At 45.8% G+C, this 15,992-nt stretch carries 16 protein-coding genes, 1 tRNA gene and 1 riboswitch; of the genes, 8 read left to right on the top strand and 9 right to left on the bottom strand.

All coding sequences use genetic code 11. From position 1 onward, the window contains the following. Window positions 1-4: 4 nt before the first annotated feature. The 8 genes from nth to JKJ11_RS11700 form a co-directional block, all read right to left on the bottom strand. Window positions 5-646: an endonuclease III gene (nth, locus tag JKJ11_RS11735; protein WP_252038230.1), complete on the bottom strand. Its 642-nt coding sequence runs from the start codon at window positions 644-646 to the stop codon at window positions 5-7. A gap of 92 nt (window positions 647-738) precedes the next feature. Continuing rightward, complete coding sequence (locus JKJ11_RS11730) at window positions 739-1,428, bottom strand: electron transport complex subunit E (RefSeq protein WP_006072938.1); 690 nt, start codon at window positions 1,426-1,428, stop codon at window positions 739-741. After that, a complete protein-coding gene (rsxG, locus tag JKJ11_RS11725) occupies window positions 1,425-2,057 on the bottom strand; it encodes an electron transport complex subunit RsxG (protein WP_124940006.1) in 633 nt (210 codons plus the stop codon). The genes JKJ11_RS11730 and rsxG overlap by 4 nt, the downstream gene beginning before the upstream one ends. 5 nt (window positions 2,058-2,062) lie before the next feature. Beyond that, window positions 2,063-3,109 (bottom strand): electron transport complex subunit RsxD, encoded by a 1,047-nt coding sequence (gene rsxD, locus JKJ11_RS11720; protein ID WP_252038229.1) that lies wholly within the window; start codon window positions 3,107-3,109, stop codon window positions 2,063-2,065. Next, window positions 3,109-5,805 (bottom strand): electron transport complex subunit RsxC, encoded by a 2,697-nt coding sequence (gene rsxC, locus JKJ11_RS11715; protein WP_252038228.1) that lies wholly within the window; start codon window positions 5,803-5,805, stop codon window positions 3,109-3,111. The genes rsxD and rsxC overlap by 1 nt, the downstream gene beginning before the upstream one ends. 8 nt (window positions 5,806-5,813) lie before the next feature. Further along, window positions 5,814-6,395 (bottom strand): electron transport complex subunit RsxB, encoded by a 582-nt coding sequence (rsxB, locus tag JKJ11_RS11710; RefSeq protein WP_006072942.1) that lies wholly within the window; start codon window positions 6,393-6,395, stop codon window positions 5,814-5,816. Further along, window positions 6,395-6,976, bottom strand: coding sequence for an electron transport complex subunit RsxA (gene rsxA, locus JKJ11_RS11705; protein ID WP_006072943.1), 582 nt, complete (start codon window positions 6,974-6,976; stop codon window positions 6,395-6,397). The genes rsxB and rsxA overlap by 1 nt, the downstream gene beginning before the upstream one ends. Window positions 6,977-7,517: 541 nt before the next feature. Next, a tRNA-Asn gene (locus tag JKJ11_RS11700) sits at window positions 7,518-7,593 on the bottom strand. Window positions 7,594-8,079: 486 nt separating this feature from the next. On the opposite strand from JKJ11_RS11700, the gene uvrB reads away from it, so the two are divergent. The 3 genes from uvrB to luxU all read left to right on the top strand — a co-directional run bounded on the left by uvrB (window position 8,080) and on the right by luxU (window position 11,984). Continuing rightward, window positions 8,080-10,110 carry an excinuclease ABC subunit UvrB gene (gene uvrB / locus JKJ11_RS11695; RefSeq protein ID WP_096442393.1) on the top strand — a complete coding sequence of 677 codons (2,031 nt, stop codon included), beginning with the start codon at window positions 8,080-8,082 and terminating at the stop codon, window positions 10,108-10,110. 132 nt (window positions 10,111-10,242) lie between these two features. Continuing rightward, on the top strand, window positions 10,243-11,640 hold the full coding sequence (gene luxO / locus JKJ11_RS11690) for a quorum-sensing sigma-54 dependent transcriptional regulator LuxO (RefSeq protein WP_062462808.1): 1,398 nt from the start codon (window positions 10,243-10,245) through the stop codon (window positions 11,638-11,640). After that, a complete protein-coding gene (gene luxU / locus JKJ11_RS11685) occupies window positions 11,637-11,984 on the top strand; it encodes a quorum-sensing phosphorelay protein LuxU (protein WP_006072947.1) in 348 nt (115 codons plus the stop codon). Before luxO ends, luxU begins: the two co-directional genes overlap by 4 nt. 63 nt (window positions 11,985-12,047) lie before the next feature. On the opposite strand, the gene JKJ11_RS11680 is transcribed toward luxU, so the two are convergent. Next, window positions 12,048-12,932, bottom strand: coding sequence for a YvcK family protein (locus JKJ11_RS11680; RefSeq protein ID WP_006072948.1), 885 nt, complete (start codon window positions 12,930-12,932; stop codon window positions 12,048-12,050). A 171-nt stretch (window positions 12,933-13,103) separates the two neighbouring features. After that, window positions 13,104-13,241, top strand: a riboswitch (molybdenum cofactor riboswitch). Here JKJ11_RS11680 and moaA point away from each other — a divergent pair. From moaA to moaE, 5 genes are all read left to right on the top strand, one after another. Beyond that, entirely contained in the window at window positions 13,230-14,219 is a 990-nt protein-coding gene (gene moaA / locus JKJ11_RS11675; protein ID WP_031494455.1) for a GTP 3',8-cyclase MoaA, read from the top strand. Its footprint overlaps the riboswitch before it by 12 nt. A gap of 44 nt (window positions 14,220-14,263) precedes the next feature. After that, the gene (gene moaB / locus JKJ11_RS11670; protein WP_006072950.1) at window positions 14,264-14,776 is read left to right on the top strand and encodes a molybdenum cofactor biosynthesis protein B; all 513 of its coding nucleotides are present in this window, start codon (window positions 14,264-14,266) and stop codon (window positions 14,774-14,776) included. 16 nt (window positions 14,777-14,792) lie between these two features. Then, window positions 14,793-15,272, top strand: a complete 480-nt coding sequence (gene moaC / locus JKJ11_RS11665; protein ID WP_006072951.1) for a cyclic pyranopterin monophosphate synthase MoaC — start codon at window positions 14,793-14,795, stop codon at window positions 15,270-15,272. Further along, entirely contained in the window at window positions 15,269-15,514 is a 246-nt protein-coding gene (moaD, locus tag JKJ11_RS11660) for a molybdopterin synthase sulfur carrier subunit (RefSeq protein WP_006072952.1), read from the top strand. The genes moaC and moaD overlap by 4 nt, the downstream gene beginning before the upstream one ends. A 1-nt stretch (window position 15,515) precedes the next feature. Next, the gene (gene moaE / locus JKJ11_RS11655; protein WP_252038227.1) at window positions 15,516-15,974 is read left to right on the top strand and encodes a molybdopterin synthase catalytic subunit MoaE; all 459 of its coding nucleotides are present in this window, start codon (window positions 15,516-15,518) and stop codon (window positions 15,972-15,974) included. Window positions 15,975-15,992 lie beyond the last annotated feature (18 nt).

Here is a 15,992-nt window from a genome sequence, read left to right as displayed (position 1 = left end):
GTTTTTAATTCTCTGGATAGACTTTTTCTTTAAACTCACAAAGATCTTCAATAATGCAGCTACCACATCTCGGTTTTCGAGCGACACATGTGTAACGTCCGTGAAGGATCAGCCAGTGGTGAACGTCTAGTTTAAACTCTTTCGGTACAACTTTTAGTAATTTGTGTTCTACATCATCCACCGTTTTGCCCATCGCAAATTTGGTTCGATTTGAGACACGATAAATGTGGGTGTCTACAGCAATGGTAGGCCAGCCAAACGCAGTGTTTAGCACTACATTAGCGGTCTTACGCCCAACACCGGGCAGAGCTTCTAATGCTTCGCGGTTTTCTGGGACTTCGCTATTGTGTTGGTCAACTAGGATTTGGCAAGTCTTGATGACATTCTCTGCTTTAGAGTTAAACAAGCCGATAGTTTTAATGTACTCCTTTACGCCATCCACACCCAATTCGAGCATTGCTTCAGGTGTATTAGCGACGGGATAGAGCTTATCGGTCGCTTTATTAACGCTAACATCGGTTGCTTGAGCAGAGAGTAAAACGGCGATAAGTAGCTCAAATGGAGAGTTCCAGTTGAGCTCAGTCTCTGGCTTTGGGTTGTTTTCTCGAAGTCGTTCGAGGATTTCTTTTCTTTTTATATTGTTCATTGGCTGACTTAGCTCTTCCCAAAAAGTAGTGGGTTCTTCCGGTGATTAAAAGCCCAAGATTAGCAAAGTCTTGGGCTTGTTATAGATGGTGATTAGTTCGTTACACGAGCGCGTTCTATCTGCTGTTTTTCTTGTTTCGGTTGACGAAGCTCTATTTGCTTATCAATAACATTTTTCAGAGCTATGAGAAAGCCAACCCCGATAAATGCGCCTGGTGGTAGCAAGGCGAGTAAGAACTGGCTATCAAATTGGAATACTTCGATACGAAGTGCCGCCGCCCACGGCCCCAATAACAAATCAGCACCATCAAATAGAGTACCGTTGCCGATAAGTTCGCGCATGGCACCAAGAACGACCAGTACTGAAGTCATGCCTAGCCCCATCCACAAACCGTCAAGTGCCGCTGGTAGCACCGCATTTTTGGAGGCAAACGCTTCTGCTCGCCCAATAATAATGCAGTTGGTCACAATAAGAGGGATGAAAATACCGAGGGATAAATACAGTCCATAAGCGTACGCATTCATTAATAACTGAACGCAGGTAACTAGCGCGGCAATGATCATCACAAAGACAGGGATTCGAACTTCTTTGGGGACGTAGTCTCTGATAAGAGAAACGGTCACGTTGGAACCGACTAACACCGCTAAAGTCGCAAGGCCAAGACCCAACGCATTCGTCACTGTGGATGACACTGCAAGAAGAGGGCATAGGCCAAGAAGCTGAACTAGCGCGGGGTTATTATTCCATAGGCCATTTTTTAACAACTCTTTAGAAGTACTCACTCTTCACCTCCACAATTTAGTGGTTGGTTTAATATCTTATCGCGATGGGTGTTCACGTAGTTTACTGTATTCTTCACGGCCTTAACGACGGCACGTGGTGTAATTGTGGCGCCAGTGAAAGAATCAAATTGACCACCGTCTTTTCGCACGGCCCACTGTGACTGATTATCTTCTGTGACTTGCTTGCCTGTAAAGCCAAGCACCCAGTCAGTAATTCTTAGGTCGATTTTATCGCCTAGTCCTGGTGTTTCTTGATGGGCCAGAACCCGAGTACCTAAGATCGTGCCTTCGATATCCATACCAACAATGATCTTAATTGCGCCATTGTAGCCATCAGGTGCTATTGACTCGATAGCCATGGCTTTGGGTTCATTATTAATGGTCGCGATATAGACCGGCTGTGGCTGTGTTGTTCCAAGAGCTGGATCACTCACCAAAGTACAAGATGCGTAAAGTTCATTATCATGCAGTTCATGCGGGATAACTTCATTAAGTGTCGCTTGAAGTTGTGCTCGCTCCTGGTGAACGATCTGATCTTTGGTTAGATACTGCGTAACAGCGACTACCCCTGTTGATGCACAGGCAAAGATAGCCAAGGTTAAGCCATTTTTTCTAATTGCATTCAACATGGTGATTAATGTCCATAAGTTCTTGGTTTAGTGTAATAGTCTATGAGCGGAACGCACATATTCGCTAACAGAACAGCGAAGGCGACACCGTCAGGGAAGCCACCCCAAGTACGGATTACGAAGATCATCACGCCGATAAATGCACCAAATATCAATCGACCTTTTACTGTTGTCGAGGCTGATACTGGGTCAGTAGCAATAAAGAACGCACCAAGCATGGTTGCACCAGATAACAGGTGTAATATTGGTGACGCCGTCGTGCCTGGTGTAAACAGCATGAATAGACCACTAATCACGGTTAACGAGGCAAGAATCGCAACAGGAATGTGCCACTGAATGATTCGTAGCTTAAGTAAGATAAGACCACCAGCTAAATAAGCAAGGTTCACCCACTCCCAACCAATACCCGCTAGACCGCCAAATATAGGCTGTTGAACGACTTCCGCAATAGTGTTGCCATTTTTAATACCCGTTTTGAAAGCATCAAGTGGTGTCGCCATGGTAATACCATCAATACCAGTACGAATTTGCTGTAATGAATACCCGTCAGCATCAAAACCCGAGAAAATGAGCGAGAAAGCATCGGTGAAAGTAACGGGTTCACTGGATAGTGAATGAGGCGTAATCCAACTAGTCATTTCAACTGGGAAGGAAATCAGCAGAACAACATAGGCTACCATCGCTGGGTTGAACGGGTTCTGTCCTAGGCCGCCATATAAATGCTTAGCAATGATGATGGCAAATACTAAGCCGATGACTAATACCCACCAAGGAGAGAGTGGCGGTATCGCAATGGCCAATAACCAAGCCGTGACGAGTGCGCTATAGTCACGAAGAGCAGAGAGAGGGGAGCGTTTACGAAACAGCATTACGATCGCTTCGAGCATCAAGCCGACTATGATAGCTAAACACAGTTGAATAGCGGTGCCCCAACCAAAAAAGTATGTTTGCGCTATCAGACCTGGCAACGCACAAAGCGCCACACCTTTCATTAGATCTGGAGTGCGTTTACGACTGTGCGCATGTGGAGAGCTAGCAATAAAGAAAGACACTAGTTGTTCTCCTTGTTATTTTGTTCTTTTTCAATTTTTCTCGCTTTTGCGCGTGCAATTGCAGCTGCAACTGCCGCTTTTTTGGGGTCATCCACAGCAGGCTCGTTCTCACCTTTAGTCTTAGGCTCTGTTTCGGCAGCAGCTTGCTTACGTGCTTTAGCACGAGCGATAGCGGCAGCAACGGCTGCTTTTTTCGGATCCTCTTCAGTAGGTGCGTCGGCGTCTTGAGCTTCTTGCTCGGTCTCGACAGCGGCTTGTTTACGCGCCTTAGCACGAGCGACAGCGGCAGCAACAGCTGCTTTTTTGGGATCGTCTTGAGCTTCTGGTTCTGTAGCGGCAGCGGCTTGCTTACGCGCTTTAGCACGAGCGATAGCGGCAGCGACGGCTGCTTTTTTTGGATCGTCCTCAGTAGGTGCGTCGGCGTCTTGGGTTTCAGGTTCTGTTCCGGCAACGGCTTGCTTACGCGCTTTAGCACGAGCAATAGCGGCAGCGACGGCTGCTTTTTTTGGATCGTCTTCAGTAGGTGCGTCGGCGTCTTGGGTTTCAGGTTCTGTTCCGGCAACGGCTTGCTTACGCGCTTTAGCACGAGCAATAGCGCCCGCAACGGCAGCTTTTTTCGGATCGTCTTCAGCAGGCACATCGGTGTCTTGAGTTTCCGGCTCGGTTTCGACAGCGGCTTGCTTACGCGCTTTGGCACGAGCGATAGCGGCAGCGACGGCTGCTTTCTTCGGATCGTCTTCAGCAGGTGCATCGGCATCTTGAGTTTCCGGCTCTGCTTCAGTTGCTGCTTGCTTCCTTGCTTTAGCACGAGCAATCGCAGCGGCAACAGCGTCTTCTTTCGACGTCTGAGCCTCTTCACCTGATGATTCTTCAGCTTGTAACTGTTGAGCGGCTTTCTTTGCTTTTGCCCTTGCTAATGCAGCCGCAATAGCCGCTTTTTTAGGGTCTTGCTCAGTACTGTCTGAGCCTTGTGCAGAGTCAGCTTCAGCTGGCTTATTTGCTTTTCGTTCTCTAGCCAAGCGTTTACGTTCTTCTCGCAACTTGGCCATTTCGGAGTTGTCTGGTTCTGCTTGTCCTTGTTTAGCGGCTTCAGCTTGTTTGGCTTTAGCACGAGCTATGGCTGCGGCAACGGCAGGCTTAACCTCATTCGTTGCAGAAGTGGACTTCTGCGCTTTTACGCGTTCAATCGCCGCAGCGATGGCATCCTCGCCACCAGATGATTTCATCTGTTTGCGGCGGTCGTCAGCGGCTTTCTTGAAGCGGTTTTCTCGCTCAGCTTTATCACGCTCTAGACGTGCTTTCTTCTCTTCAAATCGAACTTTGGCTCGTTCTGCTGCCTCAGACTCTTGTTTCCGAGTACGAATTTCGGCTTTAGCTTGGCGATAGTAATGAACTAATGGGATCTCACTTGGACAAACAAAAGCACACGCTCCACATTCGATACAATCTTTGAGGTTTAACTCTTCACACTTATCGTATTCTTGAGATTTCGCGTACCACTGTAACTGCTGAGGTAACAAGGATGCAGGACAAGCTTCTGCGCATTGACTACAACGAATGCATGACATTTCATGTGAACGAGGATCAATCTCTCGATAAGTCGGAGCTAGAATACAGTTCGCTGTTTTAGTAATTGGCACATTCGCATGAGGCAATGTGAAGCCCATCATAGGGCCGCCCATAATTAAGCGTGGAGATTTTTTATCGGCTTTGTAACCAAATTGATCCAATAAAGATTGCACAGGAGTGCCGATCAATGCCCAAACATTACGTGGTTGTTTAAAGGTTTTCCCTGTTAGAGTGACAACGCGCTCAATCAAAGGTTCACCATCGCAAACGGCACGTTTGATTGCGTAAGCCGAGCCAACATTTTGCACCATCAAACCAATATCAGCAGGAATACCGCCTACAGGGACTTCCAGGTTGGTAAGTATTTTAATGAGCTGCTTTTCGCCACCAGATGGATATTTAGTTGGAATGACTCGAATGACGATATCTTCATCTGTCGCTGCTTGTTCCAGTGCTTTAATTGCTTCAGGCTTATTGTCTTCAATACCAATGATCGTCAGCTTTGGTTTGAGAATGTGATTGAGGATCTTAATACCTTCAATGACTTCCTGTGCCTTATCTTGCATCAAGCGGTCATCAGCAGTGATATAGGGTTCACATTCGGCCGCGTTGAGAATTAGGATCTCAGTGCGTTGTAAGCCAGACTGGATTTTTCTTGCAGTTGGAAAACCTGCGCCGCCCATACCAGAAATGCCTGCTAAGCGGATTCGCTCTATCAAGGACTCTGGTAGCTCATCAAGATAATTCTCACATGGGTTTATTAGATCGAACCATTCGTCTTGTTGATCCGCTTCGATAACAATACATAGGTCGCTCAAGCCTGATGGATGTGCAATAGTGCGCGGTTCAATGGCCTTTATCGTTCCAGATGTTGGCGCGTGAATCGGCAGCATAAATGCCGCATTGACTTGGCTGAGAGGTTGTCCTTTCAAGACACGCTCACCCACAGTTACTAATATATCGCCTGGTTTACCAATATGCTGTTTGAGTGGAATCACTAACTCATTTGGAATATTTGCCTTGGCGATAGAGCTTTGGTTGGATTGTTTCTTGTTTTCTTGCGGGTGTACGCCACCGGGGAAATCCCAAAGAGCACCAGATTTGATTTGTTCAATAAGTGATAACATGACGCTCCCTACTCACCGCTAGCTTGTGTTTGAGTTTCGGAAATATTGACAACAGGAATAGCATCAAGCTGCCACTTCCAAGTATCAGCGGTTGTTTTTACAGGAATCATTTCAATACAGTCAGTAGGGCATGGGGCAACGCATAGATCGCAACCAGTACATTCGTCTTTGATTACAGTGTGCAGCGCCTTTGTTCCGCCAACGATGGCGTCTACTGGGCACGCTTGGATGCATTTAGTACAACCAATACACATATCTTCATGGATAAAAGCCACTTTCTTTATCGACTTTTCTGCGTCATGAGCGGAGTCTTCGACTTCAACACCCATTAAGTCAGCAAGCTTCTCAATAGTTGCTTGGCCACCGGGAGGACACTTGTTAATAGCGTCGCCGTTTGCAATAGCTTCCGCATAAGGGCGGCAGCCAGGGTAGCCACATTGTCCGCATTGTGTTTGAGGCAGAATACCGTCGATTTGGTCAACAATTGGATCGGCTTCTACTTTAAACTTAATCGAAGCAAAACCGAGAACGGCCCCAAAAACGGCCGCTAAGATAACAAGAGCAATAATTGCAATAAGAATTGTCGTCATTACAGTTTCACCAACCCAGTGAAGCCCATAAATGCAAGAGACATTAGTCCCGCTGTTATCATGGCAATCGAGGCTCCTTTAAAGGGAGCTGGCACATCAGCTGCGGCAATACGCTCACGCATTGAAGCAAACAAGATAAGAACTAAAGAGAAACCTACAGCCGCCCCGAAGCCATAGATAATGGATTCGATAAAATTGTGGTTTTCGTTGATGTTTAGTAATGCTACGCCTAAAACTGCACAGTTAGTGGTGATCAAGGGTAGGAAAATACCTAGCAAACGATAAAGCGTTGGACTGGTCTTATGAACTACCATCTCAGTGAACTGCACGACAACGGCGATAACCAAGATAAAACTCATGGTTCGTAAATATTGAATGCCTAAAGGTACTAAGACGTAAGTTTCTACTAAGTACGCGCACACTGACGCAAGTGTCAGCACGAATGTCGTGGCTAACCCCATGCCAATTGCAGTCTCGAGTTTTTTAGAAACGCCCATGAAAGGGCATAACCCAAGGAATTTTACCAGTACGAAATTGTTGACGAGGACAGTACCCACCAACAATAAGAAATATTCGGTCATAATAATAAGTGTAAAGAGCTCCGATCCCGTTATTATCCTGCTTTGCGTAGCGAATAACAACCAGTGAAACATAAGGTTTTGTCTGTTTGTACGAAAAGTATAGGTATTAAGCCTAAAATCAGGAAAGGGAAGTTTTAGGTTTCTGAAACGCAACAAGCATTTCTTGCGACACGACCTCTTTGGAATTCGGCTCCACCTGCGGGACTCGGACGCGGGCGGTGAGCTCTGCGACATACAGCTCGGTACGAGTTTCGTCGCATTGAAATGTAAAACGCCGCGTCTTTCGACACGGCTTTTCTGGAATTTGGCTCCCCCTGAGGGACTCGGACGCGGGCGGCGAGCTCTGCGACATAAAGCTCGGTACGAGTTTCGTCGCATTGAAACGTAAAAAGCCGCGTCTTTCGACACGGCTTTTTTGTAATTTGGCTCCCCCTGCGGGACTCGGACGCGGGCGGCGAGCTCTGCGACATAAAGCTCGGTACGAGTTTCGTCGCATTGAAACGTAAAAAGCCGCGTCTTTCGACACGGCTTTTTTGGAATTTGGCTCCCCCTGCGGGACTCGAACCTGCGACATACGGATTAACAGTCCGCCGTTCTACCAACTGAACTAAGGGGGAATTGCTTTAAGCGGGGCGAATGTTAGCTATCTCACCAGATAGAGTCAATATTTTTCTGCAAAAAAAAGCAGAAAAAAAACCGAAGAAAAAACTTTACTTTTCTGTATGCCTTGCTGGGTATAAGGCTATTTTACTTATCCACCAAATTTGTGGATAAATGTGTTAATTACACTGTATCAAATTAGAAGTAGGTGAAATGCTCGAACAAGAGGTTGTGAATAAGTTTTAAGCTTTGATGGTAACTTACTGAATCTTCTGGAATTAAACGGAAAGGTAAAATTAATGTCAGAATTGAGAATTGTGTGAATAAGACACTTTTATCGATTGATTGGGGAAAAGTCGTGGATTAATTAACAATAATTATTTGGCTGTGACGCCGAGCAGGGCGAATACAATATCAAAAAGTCTGCCCGATAGCGAGCTTTAGGTTGCAAATTCTGTCGGCTAGGGGTGAAATACTAGGTTCGTTAACAAAGGAATCGCATTATGGCAAAACACTTCGAATTGGTTTCGGATTATCAACCTTCTGGAGATCAACCTACCGCCATCGCGCAGCTAGTCGATGGGCTGGATTCTGGTTTAGCACACCAAACATTGCTCGGCGTGACCGGGTCAGGTAAGACGTTCACGCTTGCCAATGTGATTGCGCAATCTCAGCGACCAGCGATTCTGTTAGCACCAAACAAAACTCTTGCGGCTCAGCTGTATGGTGAAATGAAAGGCTTCTTTCCAAACAATGCGGTTGAGTATTTTGTCTCTTATTATGACTACTACCAGCCTGAAGCTTATGTGCCTACCACCGATACCTTCATTGAGAAAGATGCGTCAGTCAATGCACATATTGAGCAAATGCGTTTATCTGCGACTAAGGCATTACTAGAGAGAAAAGATGCCATCATTGTGGCTTCAGTATCAGCGATTTATGGTTTGGGTGACCCAGACTCTTACCTGAAGATGATGTTGCATGTTACTCGAGGTGCGGTTATTGACCAGCGAGATATTCTATTGCGTCTGGCCGAACTGCAATATTCTCGAAATGATGTGGCCTTTGAGCGTGGTCAGTTCCGAGTTAGAGGGGAGGTCATTGATATCTTCCCAGCGGAATCCGATCAAGAAGCGGTTCGATTGGAAATGTTTGACGATGAAATCGACTGCATCAGTCTCTTTGATCCTCTTACCGGAGTGATTACTGAGCGAGATATTGCTCGCTATACGATTTACCCAAAAACTCACTATGTGACGCCTAGAGATCGTATTTTAGATGCTATTGAGAATATCAAAGTAGAGTTAGCCGCTAGACAGACGTATCTAAAAGATAATAACAAGCTACTTGAAGAACAGCGTATTTCGCAACGGACTCAATTTGATATTGAGATGATGAACGAACTTGGCTTCTGTTCTGGTATCGAAAACTACTCACGTTATCTCAGCGGAAGAAGTGAGGGAGAGCCGCCTCCGACACTGTTTGACTATCTCCCTGCTGACGGTTTATTGATTATCGATGAATCTCACGTCACCGTGCCTCAAATTGGAGCCATGTACAAAGGGGACCGTTCAAGAAAAGAGACGCTGGTGGAGTATGGATTCCGATTACCTTCAGCGTTAGACAATCGCCCCCTCAAGTTTGATGAATTTGAGATGATTGCACCACAGACTATTTTTGTTTCGGCAACACCTAGTACTTATGAGCTGGAAAAATCCGATGGCGATGTCGCTGACCAAGTTGTTCGTCCGACTGGTTTGCTTGACCCAGAAATTGAAGTACGTCCTGTAGCAACTCAGGTTGATGATCTGTTATCTGAAGTACGCGCTCGATCAGCGATAGATGAGCGTGTGTTAGTAACTACACTAACCAAACGTATGGCCGAGGACCTTACTGAGTACTTGAGTGAACATGGCGTCAAAGTACGTTACTTGCACTCAGATATTGATACCGTGGAGCGGACTGAAATCATACGCGACTTACGATTGGGTGAATTTGACGTGTTAGTAGGTATTAACTTACTACGAGAAGGTCTAGATATGCCTGAGGTGTCATTGGTAGCTATACTTGACGCTGACAAAGAAGGTTTCTTGCGCTCTGAGCGCTCCCTGATTCAGACCATAGGTCGAGCTGCACGTAACCTAAAAGGTAAGGCGATTCTTTACGGTGACCGCATTACCAATTCCATGCAAAAAGCCATCAATGAAACCAACCGCCGTCGTGAAAAGCAGCATGCTTATAACGTTGAAAACGGTATGGTCCCGATGGCCTTGAAACGTAATATCAAAGATATTATGGAGATTGGCAGCGTGGCCAAGGGTGGTAAGCCCAAGAAAGGAAAACAAGTACCGTTATCGAAAGTGGCTGAGCCTTCTCAAGCGTATGTGGCACTATCACCTCAAGATCTAGAAAAACAAATTCTAAAATTAGAAGCAGAGATGTACCAGCATGCTCAGAACCTAGAATTTGAACTAGCCGCAGAAAAACGTGATGAAATAGAAAAACTTAGACAGCATTTTATTGCTAATAGTTAAAAGTTTTGGTTGAGTTTGATAGGCTGTTTCAAATATAAACAGCAAAATAAAAATGGTCTTTATTGGATAAAAATTGCAAAATGCGAATATTCTTATAAAGACCAAATTATAATCAACAGTTAGCTAGGAACTATGCAACAACTATTCGACGAGCCCAAGTCTCGCTATCTACTTATGGTAGAAGACACGGCTTCCGTTGCTGCGCTGTATCGCTCATATCTATCTCCATTGGGTATAGATATCAATATCGTTGGAAACGGTAGAGATGCAATTCAAAGTTTAGCGCACCGGACGCCTGACCTCATTCTACTGGATTTACGACTTCCCGACATGACGGGTATGGATGTATTGGACGCTGTAAAAGAATTCAATCCCGATGTACCTGTCATCTTTATGACAGCTCATGGTTCTATCGACATTGCGGTAGACGCTATGCAGCATGGCGCGCAGGACTTTTTAATCAAACCGTGCGAAGCCGACCGACTTCGCGTGACGGTAACCAACGCCATCCGCAAAGCTTCTAAGCTACGTAATGAGATTAATGATTCTAGTAGCCAAAACTACCAAGGATTCATTGGCAGCAGCCAACCTATGCAAGCGGTTTACCGCACTATTGACTCTGCCGCTTCCAGTAAGGCCAGTATCTTTATTACTGGAGAAAGTGGTACAGGTAAGGAAGTGTGCGCAGAGGCGATCCACGCTGCGAGTAAACGAGGCGATAAGCCATTTATTGCGATCAACTGTGCCGCCATACCAAAAGATCTTATTGAGAGTGAGCTGTTTGGTCATGTCAAAGGTGCCTTTACTGGGGCGGCAAGTGACCGACAAGGTGCGGCAGAGCTTGCTGATGGCGGCACGCTGTTTCTTGATGAGCTCTGTGAAATGGATCTTGATCTACAAACTAAACTACTGCGCTTTATTCAAACGGGTACCTTCCAAAAAGTGGGGTCTTCACGTATGAAGAAAGTGGATGTACGTTTCGTATGTGCGACCAACCGAGATCCTTGGAAAGAAGTACAAGAAGGGCGATTTAGAGAAGATTTATACTACCGACTTTATGTTATCCCTCTTCATTTGCCACCGCTTCGAGAGCGTGAAGAAGATGTGATTGAAATTGCCTACTCGTTATTAGGCTTTATGTCGCATGAAGAAGGTAAGAGTTTTGTGCGCTTTGCTCAAGACGTCATTGACCGCTTCATTCAGTACGAGTGGCCAGGTAATGTCCGCCAATTGCAGAATGTATTGCGCAATGTGGTGGTATTGAATCAGGGTAAAGAAATAGAGTTAAGTATGTTGCCGCCGCCTTTGAATGAGCCAGCGGTTAAGCCCGCAAACTCAAGTAATGTGGTATCAGTATCATTTGGGCCACAGGACATCCAACCTTTGTGGAAAACTGAAAAAACCACCATAGAGCAAGCGATAGAAGCGTGTGACGGTAACATTCCACAAGCAGCGAAACACTTGGACGTGAGTCCCTCGACAATCTACCGCAAAATACAGGCATGGAATGCAAGCGAGAAGAAAGCATGAAGTTTATGAATCGAGAAAAAGTAGAGCAGCTCACTCGCGAGATTGGTCAAGATAACATTCCTATTCTTCTAGGGATTTTCACCGGAGAGTTGGTGACTTATCAGGCGCAGTTAAGTGAAGGTGACTTAACCGAAAAAATGTCGCACATGAAGGAAATCTGCCATGCGCTTAAGAGCAGTGCAGCTAGCTTCGGAGCTGAGTCACTGTGTGAGTTTGCTATTGATATCGACGCTCAAGTGAAAGGTGGCAAATTACGAGAAGATCAAGCCCAGGTCGACAGTATGCTGGCGAATCTTTCGGAAACACACTCTTGCTATATAGAATTCTTAGAGTCGATTAAATAATGTCATCACCGAGTTGCAAAACGGGGGCACCATTTGGCGCCCCCGTTTCCTTTGCATCAATTATTAAAGCAGTGACTCGATAGCATGCTTTAGTTTTACTCGGTCATGACGCCAATCTCTATTTGGCGATGCCAGAGGAAGGGTAACGCAATTCCATTGACTGCAAATATCAGAGTGTGCTTCTTCACCTAAAACAACGTCCAGTTTTCTGCCTTGAAGTGCACGTTCACACCACAACAACTTCTGTTCTAATGTCATGCGGCCAGCTGGGCCATATTCGGGTGATAGGTTCTCGACAAATACGACTTTAGCGGTTTGATTCTGGCAGATCGCTTGGCTCAAATCAGCGAGAAGCAGCGGTGGCATAATACTGGTTAAGAAACTGCCCGGTCCGAGAATAATACAATCGGCTTGAGTAATCGCTTCTACTGCTTCTTTGGTGGCGGGCACGACGGGGTCAAGATCCAATCTTTGTAAATCTTGTTCCATCTCATCAACGGATGTTTCACCTGTCACCCATTTACCGTCGACAGAGAGAGCTGTCAGGTCAGATGGATGTTCTGACATTGGAATGATATTGACATCAACCGCGAGAAGCTTGCGGATTAAGTGTATGGCTTCAAGTGGGCGGACGGACAAGTTATCCAGCGCAGTGAGCATTAAGTTGCCAAGGTTGTGGCCGTTTAGATCGCCAGAGCCTTTAAAGCGGTACTCAAACATCATGGAGCCAATAGACGGGTCGGTAATCAGCTGATTAATACAGTTACGAGTATCACCCCAAGCGATGCCGCCTTGACATTCTCGGATGCGCCCAGTAGAACCACCATTATCTGTAGTAGCTACGATACCAGTGGCATTCCCGCCAAATTCCTTCAAAGCCGCCAACATACGACCCAGCCCATGACCACCACCAATGGCCACGACTTTCTTTGATGAATATATGCTCATCTTGTACTTCTTTTGAGTTATCTGAACTTTGTAACATAGGTTAAATTGTTCATTTGAGATACTCAACTATAATAAAAATGACGAATATGTAAGGTTTTTTGACATGAAGGCTGGAAAACCATACCGTTATTGAGTATTTTACTCAAAAGCTGTTACCGACTCATTATGCGGTAACTGCCATAACTCCGAGCTCTACGCGCTAAGTCGAACCAAAGATAAGCTTCTAGAGCCAGTGACAATTTGTCACAAGGGCATAATTGGAAATGATTGTGCCTCCCGTGTTTGGAAAGGTGTTCCGTGGCGCAACAATTCGAAGATAAATTTAATCGCAAGTTCTATTACTTGCGTCTTTCGGTTACAGATGTCTGTAACTTCAAGTGTACATATTGCCTCCCTGATGGCTACAAACCGCCTGGTCACAAAAGACCAGCCTTTTTGACGCTTCCAGAAATCAAACGCGTGGTTACCGCGTTTGCAGATTGTGGTACTTCCAAAGTACGAATCACTGGTGGTGAGCCGAGCTTGCGCAAAGATTTCCCTCAGATCATTGAAACGGTAGCGAATACACCGGGTATTACGAAGGTAGCAACGACGACCAATGGTTATCGAATGGCTAAACAAGTTGATACATGGCGTCAAGCTGGCCTTACCAATATCAATGTAAGTGTAGATAGTCTCGATCCAAGAATGTTCCACCAGATCACCGGTGAAAACAAATTTACTGAAGTGATGTCTGGCATCGACCGAGCGTTTGAAGTCGGCTATGAGCAGGTCAAAGTCAACGTGGTATTGATGAAAGATCTCAATGCCAAAGAGCTTCCTGCCTTCCTCAACTGGATCAAAGATCGTCCGATTCAATTGCGTTTCATCGAGTTGATGCAAACTGGTGAAATGGACGAGCTATTTAACAAGCATCATGTCTCCGGCACTGACATTCGTAATCAACTGATTGCCAACGGTTGGATCTTGAAAGCTCGAAGTCAAAATGATGGCCCAGCTCAAGTTTTTGTTCATGCGGACTACCAAGGTGAGATCGGCCTTATCATGCCATACGAGAAAAACTTCTGTGAAAGTTGTAATCGTCTACGTGTGTCGGCAATGGGCAAACTGCACCTCTGTCTATTTGGTGACCATGGTGTAGAGCTACGCGACTTACTTCAAGAAGACGCTCAAGAGAGCGCTCTGATCGAACGAATTCAAGCACAATTACAGACCAAATCAGTCAGTCATTTCCTGCATGACGGTAATTCAGGGATGACGCCGCATTTGGCATCTATCGGCGGCTAATAGACCGCGAAAAAATACGTAAAAATTTTATAGGGTGAATAATCATGGGTCACGCAGAAAGCAAGTTCGTGCCTGCAAATATCGCAGTGCTAACCGTATCGGATACACGTACCGAAGAAAATGACACGTCAGGTCGCTTTTTAGTCGAGAATCTACAAGAAGCAGGCCACACACTGGCGGATAAGCAAATCGTTATTGACGATATCTATCAAATTCGCGCAGTGGTGTCGAAATGGATCGCTGATGAGAGTGTGCAAGCGGTAATGATCACTGGCGGTACGGGGTTTACTTCTCGTGACAGCACGCCTGAAGCACTCGTTCCACTATTCGACAAACAAGTGGAAGGCTTTGGTGAGCTATTCCGTGCAGTTTCTTACGAGGAAATTGGCACATCAACTATCCAATCTCGTGCAATCGCAGGTTTTGCAAACCACACGGTTATCTTTGCGATGCCAGGCTCGACTGGAGCATGTCGCACAGGTTGGACAAAGATCATCAAGCAGCAACTTGATGCTAGCCACCGCCCATGTAACTTCATGCCTCATCTAAGTAAGTAATCATCTAGGGAAAGTCATGTCCGAATTTACCCATATCAACGCCTCTGGCGAAGCAAACATGGTCGATGTGTCGGCCAAAGCCGAGACGGTGCGTGAAGCAAGGGCCGAAGCTTTTGTTCACATGGCACCAGAAACTCTGCAGATGATTACTTCAGGCAACCATCACAAAGGTGATGTGTTTGCTACTGCACGTATCGCAGGTATTCAAGCGGCTAAGAAAACATGGGATCTTATTCCTTTGTGCCATCCGTTGTTACTGTCTAAAGTGGAAGTACAGCTGGAAGCTATCGAAGCGGAAAACAAAGTACGTATCGAGTCTGTTTGTAAGCTAGCAGGTAAAACTGGCGTAGAAATGGAAGCGTTAACAGCTGCGTCTGTGGCGGCTTTGACTATTTACGATATGTGTAAAGCGGTACAAAAAGACATGGTTATTGAAAACGTTCGTCTACTCGAAAAAACGGGTGGAAAATCAGGACACTTCAAGGTGGAATCATGATTAAAGTACTTTTCTTTGCACAAACTCGTGAGCTGATTGGTCAAGACAGTGTGGAGCTTGCTGCTGAGTTCGCCACAATCGAAGATATTCGAGCCCATCTTGCCGCTCAGCAAGGTAAGTGGGAACTAGCTCTTGAAAGTGGTAAGTTGCTTGCTGCTCTTAATCAAAATATTGTTGCTCTGGATGAGAAAGTTCAAGACGGCGATGAAGTGGCTTTCTTTCCACCGGTAACGGGAGGTTAACATGACCTTAAGAGTATCCGTTCAACACGAAGACTTTTCAGTGGGCGCTGAATACGATGCGTTGGCTGAAGGTACAGCGTCGGGTGCAATTGTCACGTTTACCGGCAAAGTTCGCGATATGAACTTAGGCGACAATGTTACCGGTTTATCACTAGAACACTATCCGGGAATGACAGAACGTTCGCTGGAAATGATCTGTGATGAAGCAGAAGAGCGTTGGATGTTAAATGGTATTCGTGTAATTCATCGCGTGGGTGATATGGATGCCGGTGACCAAATCGTATTCGTTGGAGTATCTAGTGCTCATCGTGGATCTGCGTTTGAAGCTTGCGAATTCATAATGGATTACCTTAAAACCAAAGCTCCGTTTTGGAAGAAAGAGCGAACTACAGAGTCGACGCGTTGGGTTGAGTCTCGAGACTCCGACGCCGAAGCGGCGGCACGCTGGCAAGAAAAATAATCTAAATCAAAAGAGCAT

Origin of the sequence: Vibrio sp. SCSIO 43133 (assembly GCF_023716845.1) — a bacterium.
GTDB classification, from domain to species: Bacteria; Pseudomonadota; Gammaproteobacteria; order Enterobacterales; family Vibrionaceae; genus Vibrio; species Vibrio mediterranei.
Note: the sequence above shows the minus strand (reverse complement) of the source record. Positions and strands in the feature narration are given on the sequence as shown.

Bases quoted from the DNA above. Each gene is read 5' to 3' on its own strand.
- uvrB (WP_096442393.1), top strand. From the start codon at position 8,080: ATGGCAAAACACTTCGAATTGGTTTCGGATTATCAACCTTCTGGAGAT.
- luxU (WP_006072947.1), top strand. From the start codon at position 11,637: ATGAAGTTTATGAATCGAGAAAAAGTAGAGCAGCTCACTCGCGAGATT.
- luxO (WP_062462808.1), top strand. From the start codon at position 10,243: ATGCAACAACTATTCGACGAGCCCAAGTCTCGCTATCTACTTATGGTA.
- JKJ11_RS11680 (WP_006072948.1), bottom strand. From the start codon at position 12,932: ATGAGCATATATTCATCAAAGAAAGTCGTGGCCATTGGTGGTGGTCAT.
- moaE (WP_252038227.1), top strand. From the start codon at position 15,516: ATGACCTTAAGAGTATCCGTTCAACACGAAGACTTTTCAGTGGGCGCT.
- rsxA (WP_006072943.1), bottom strand. From the start codon at position 6,976: ATGACCGAATATTTCTTATTGTTGGTGGGTACTGTCCTCGTCAACAAT.
- moaD (WP_006072952.1), top strand. From the start codon at position 15,269: ATGATTAAAGTACTTTTCTTTGCACAAACTCGTGAGCTGATTGGTCAA.
- moaC (WP_006072951.1), top strand. From the start codon at position 14,793: ATGTCCGAATTTACCCATATCAACGCCTCTGGCGAAGCAAACATGGTC.
- rsxG (WP_124940006.1), bottom strand. From the start codon at position 2,057: ATGTTGAATGCAATTAGAAAAAATGGCTTAACCTTGGCTATCTTTGCC.
- rsxB (WP_006072942.1), bottom strand. From the start codon at position 6,395: ATGACGACAATTCTTATTGCAATTATTGCTCTTGTTATCTTAGCGGCC.
- nth (WP_252038230.1), bottom strand. From the start codon at position 646: ATGAACAATATAAAAAGAAAAGAAATCCTCGAACGACTTCGAGAAAAC.
- moaB (WP_006072950.1), top strand. From the start codon at position 14,264: ATGGGTCACGCAGAAAGCAAGTTCGTGCCTGCAAATATCGCAGTGCTA.
- rsxC (WP_252038228.1), bottom strand. From the start codon at position 5,805: ATGTTATCACTTATTGAACAAATCAAATCTGGTGCTCTTTGGGATTTC.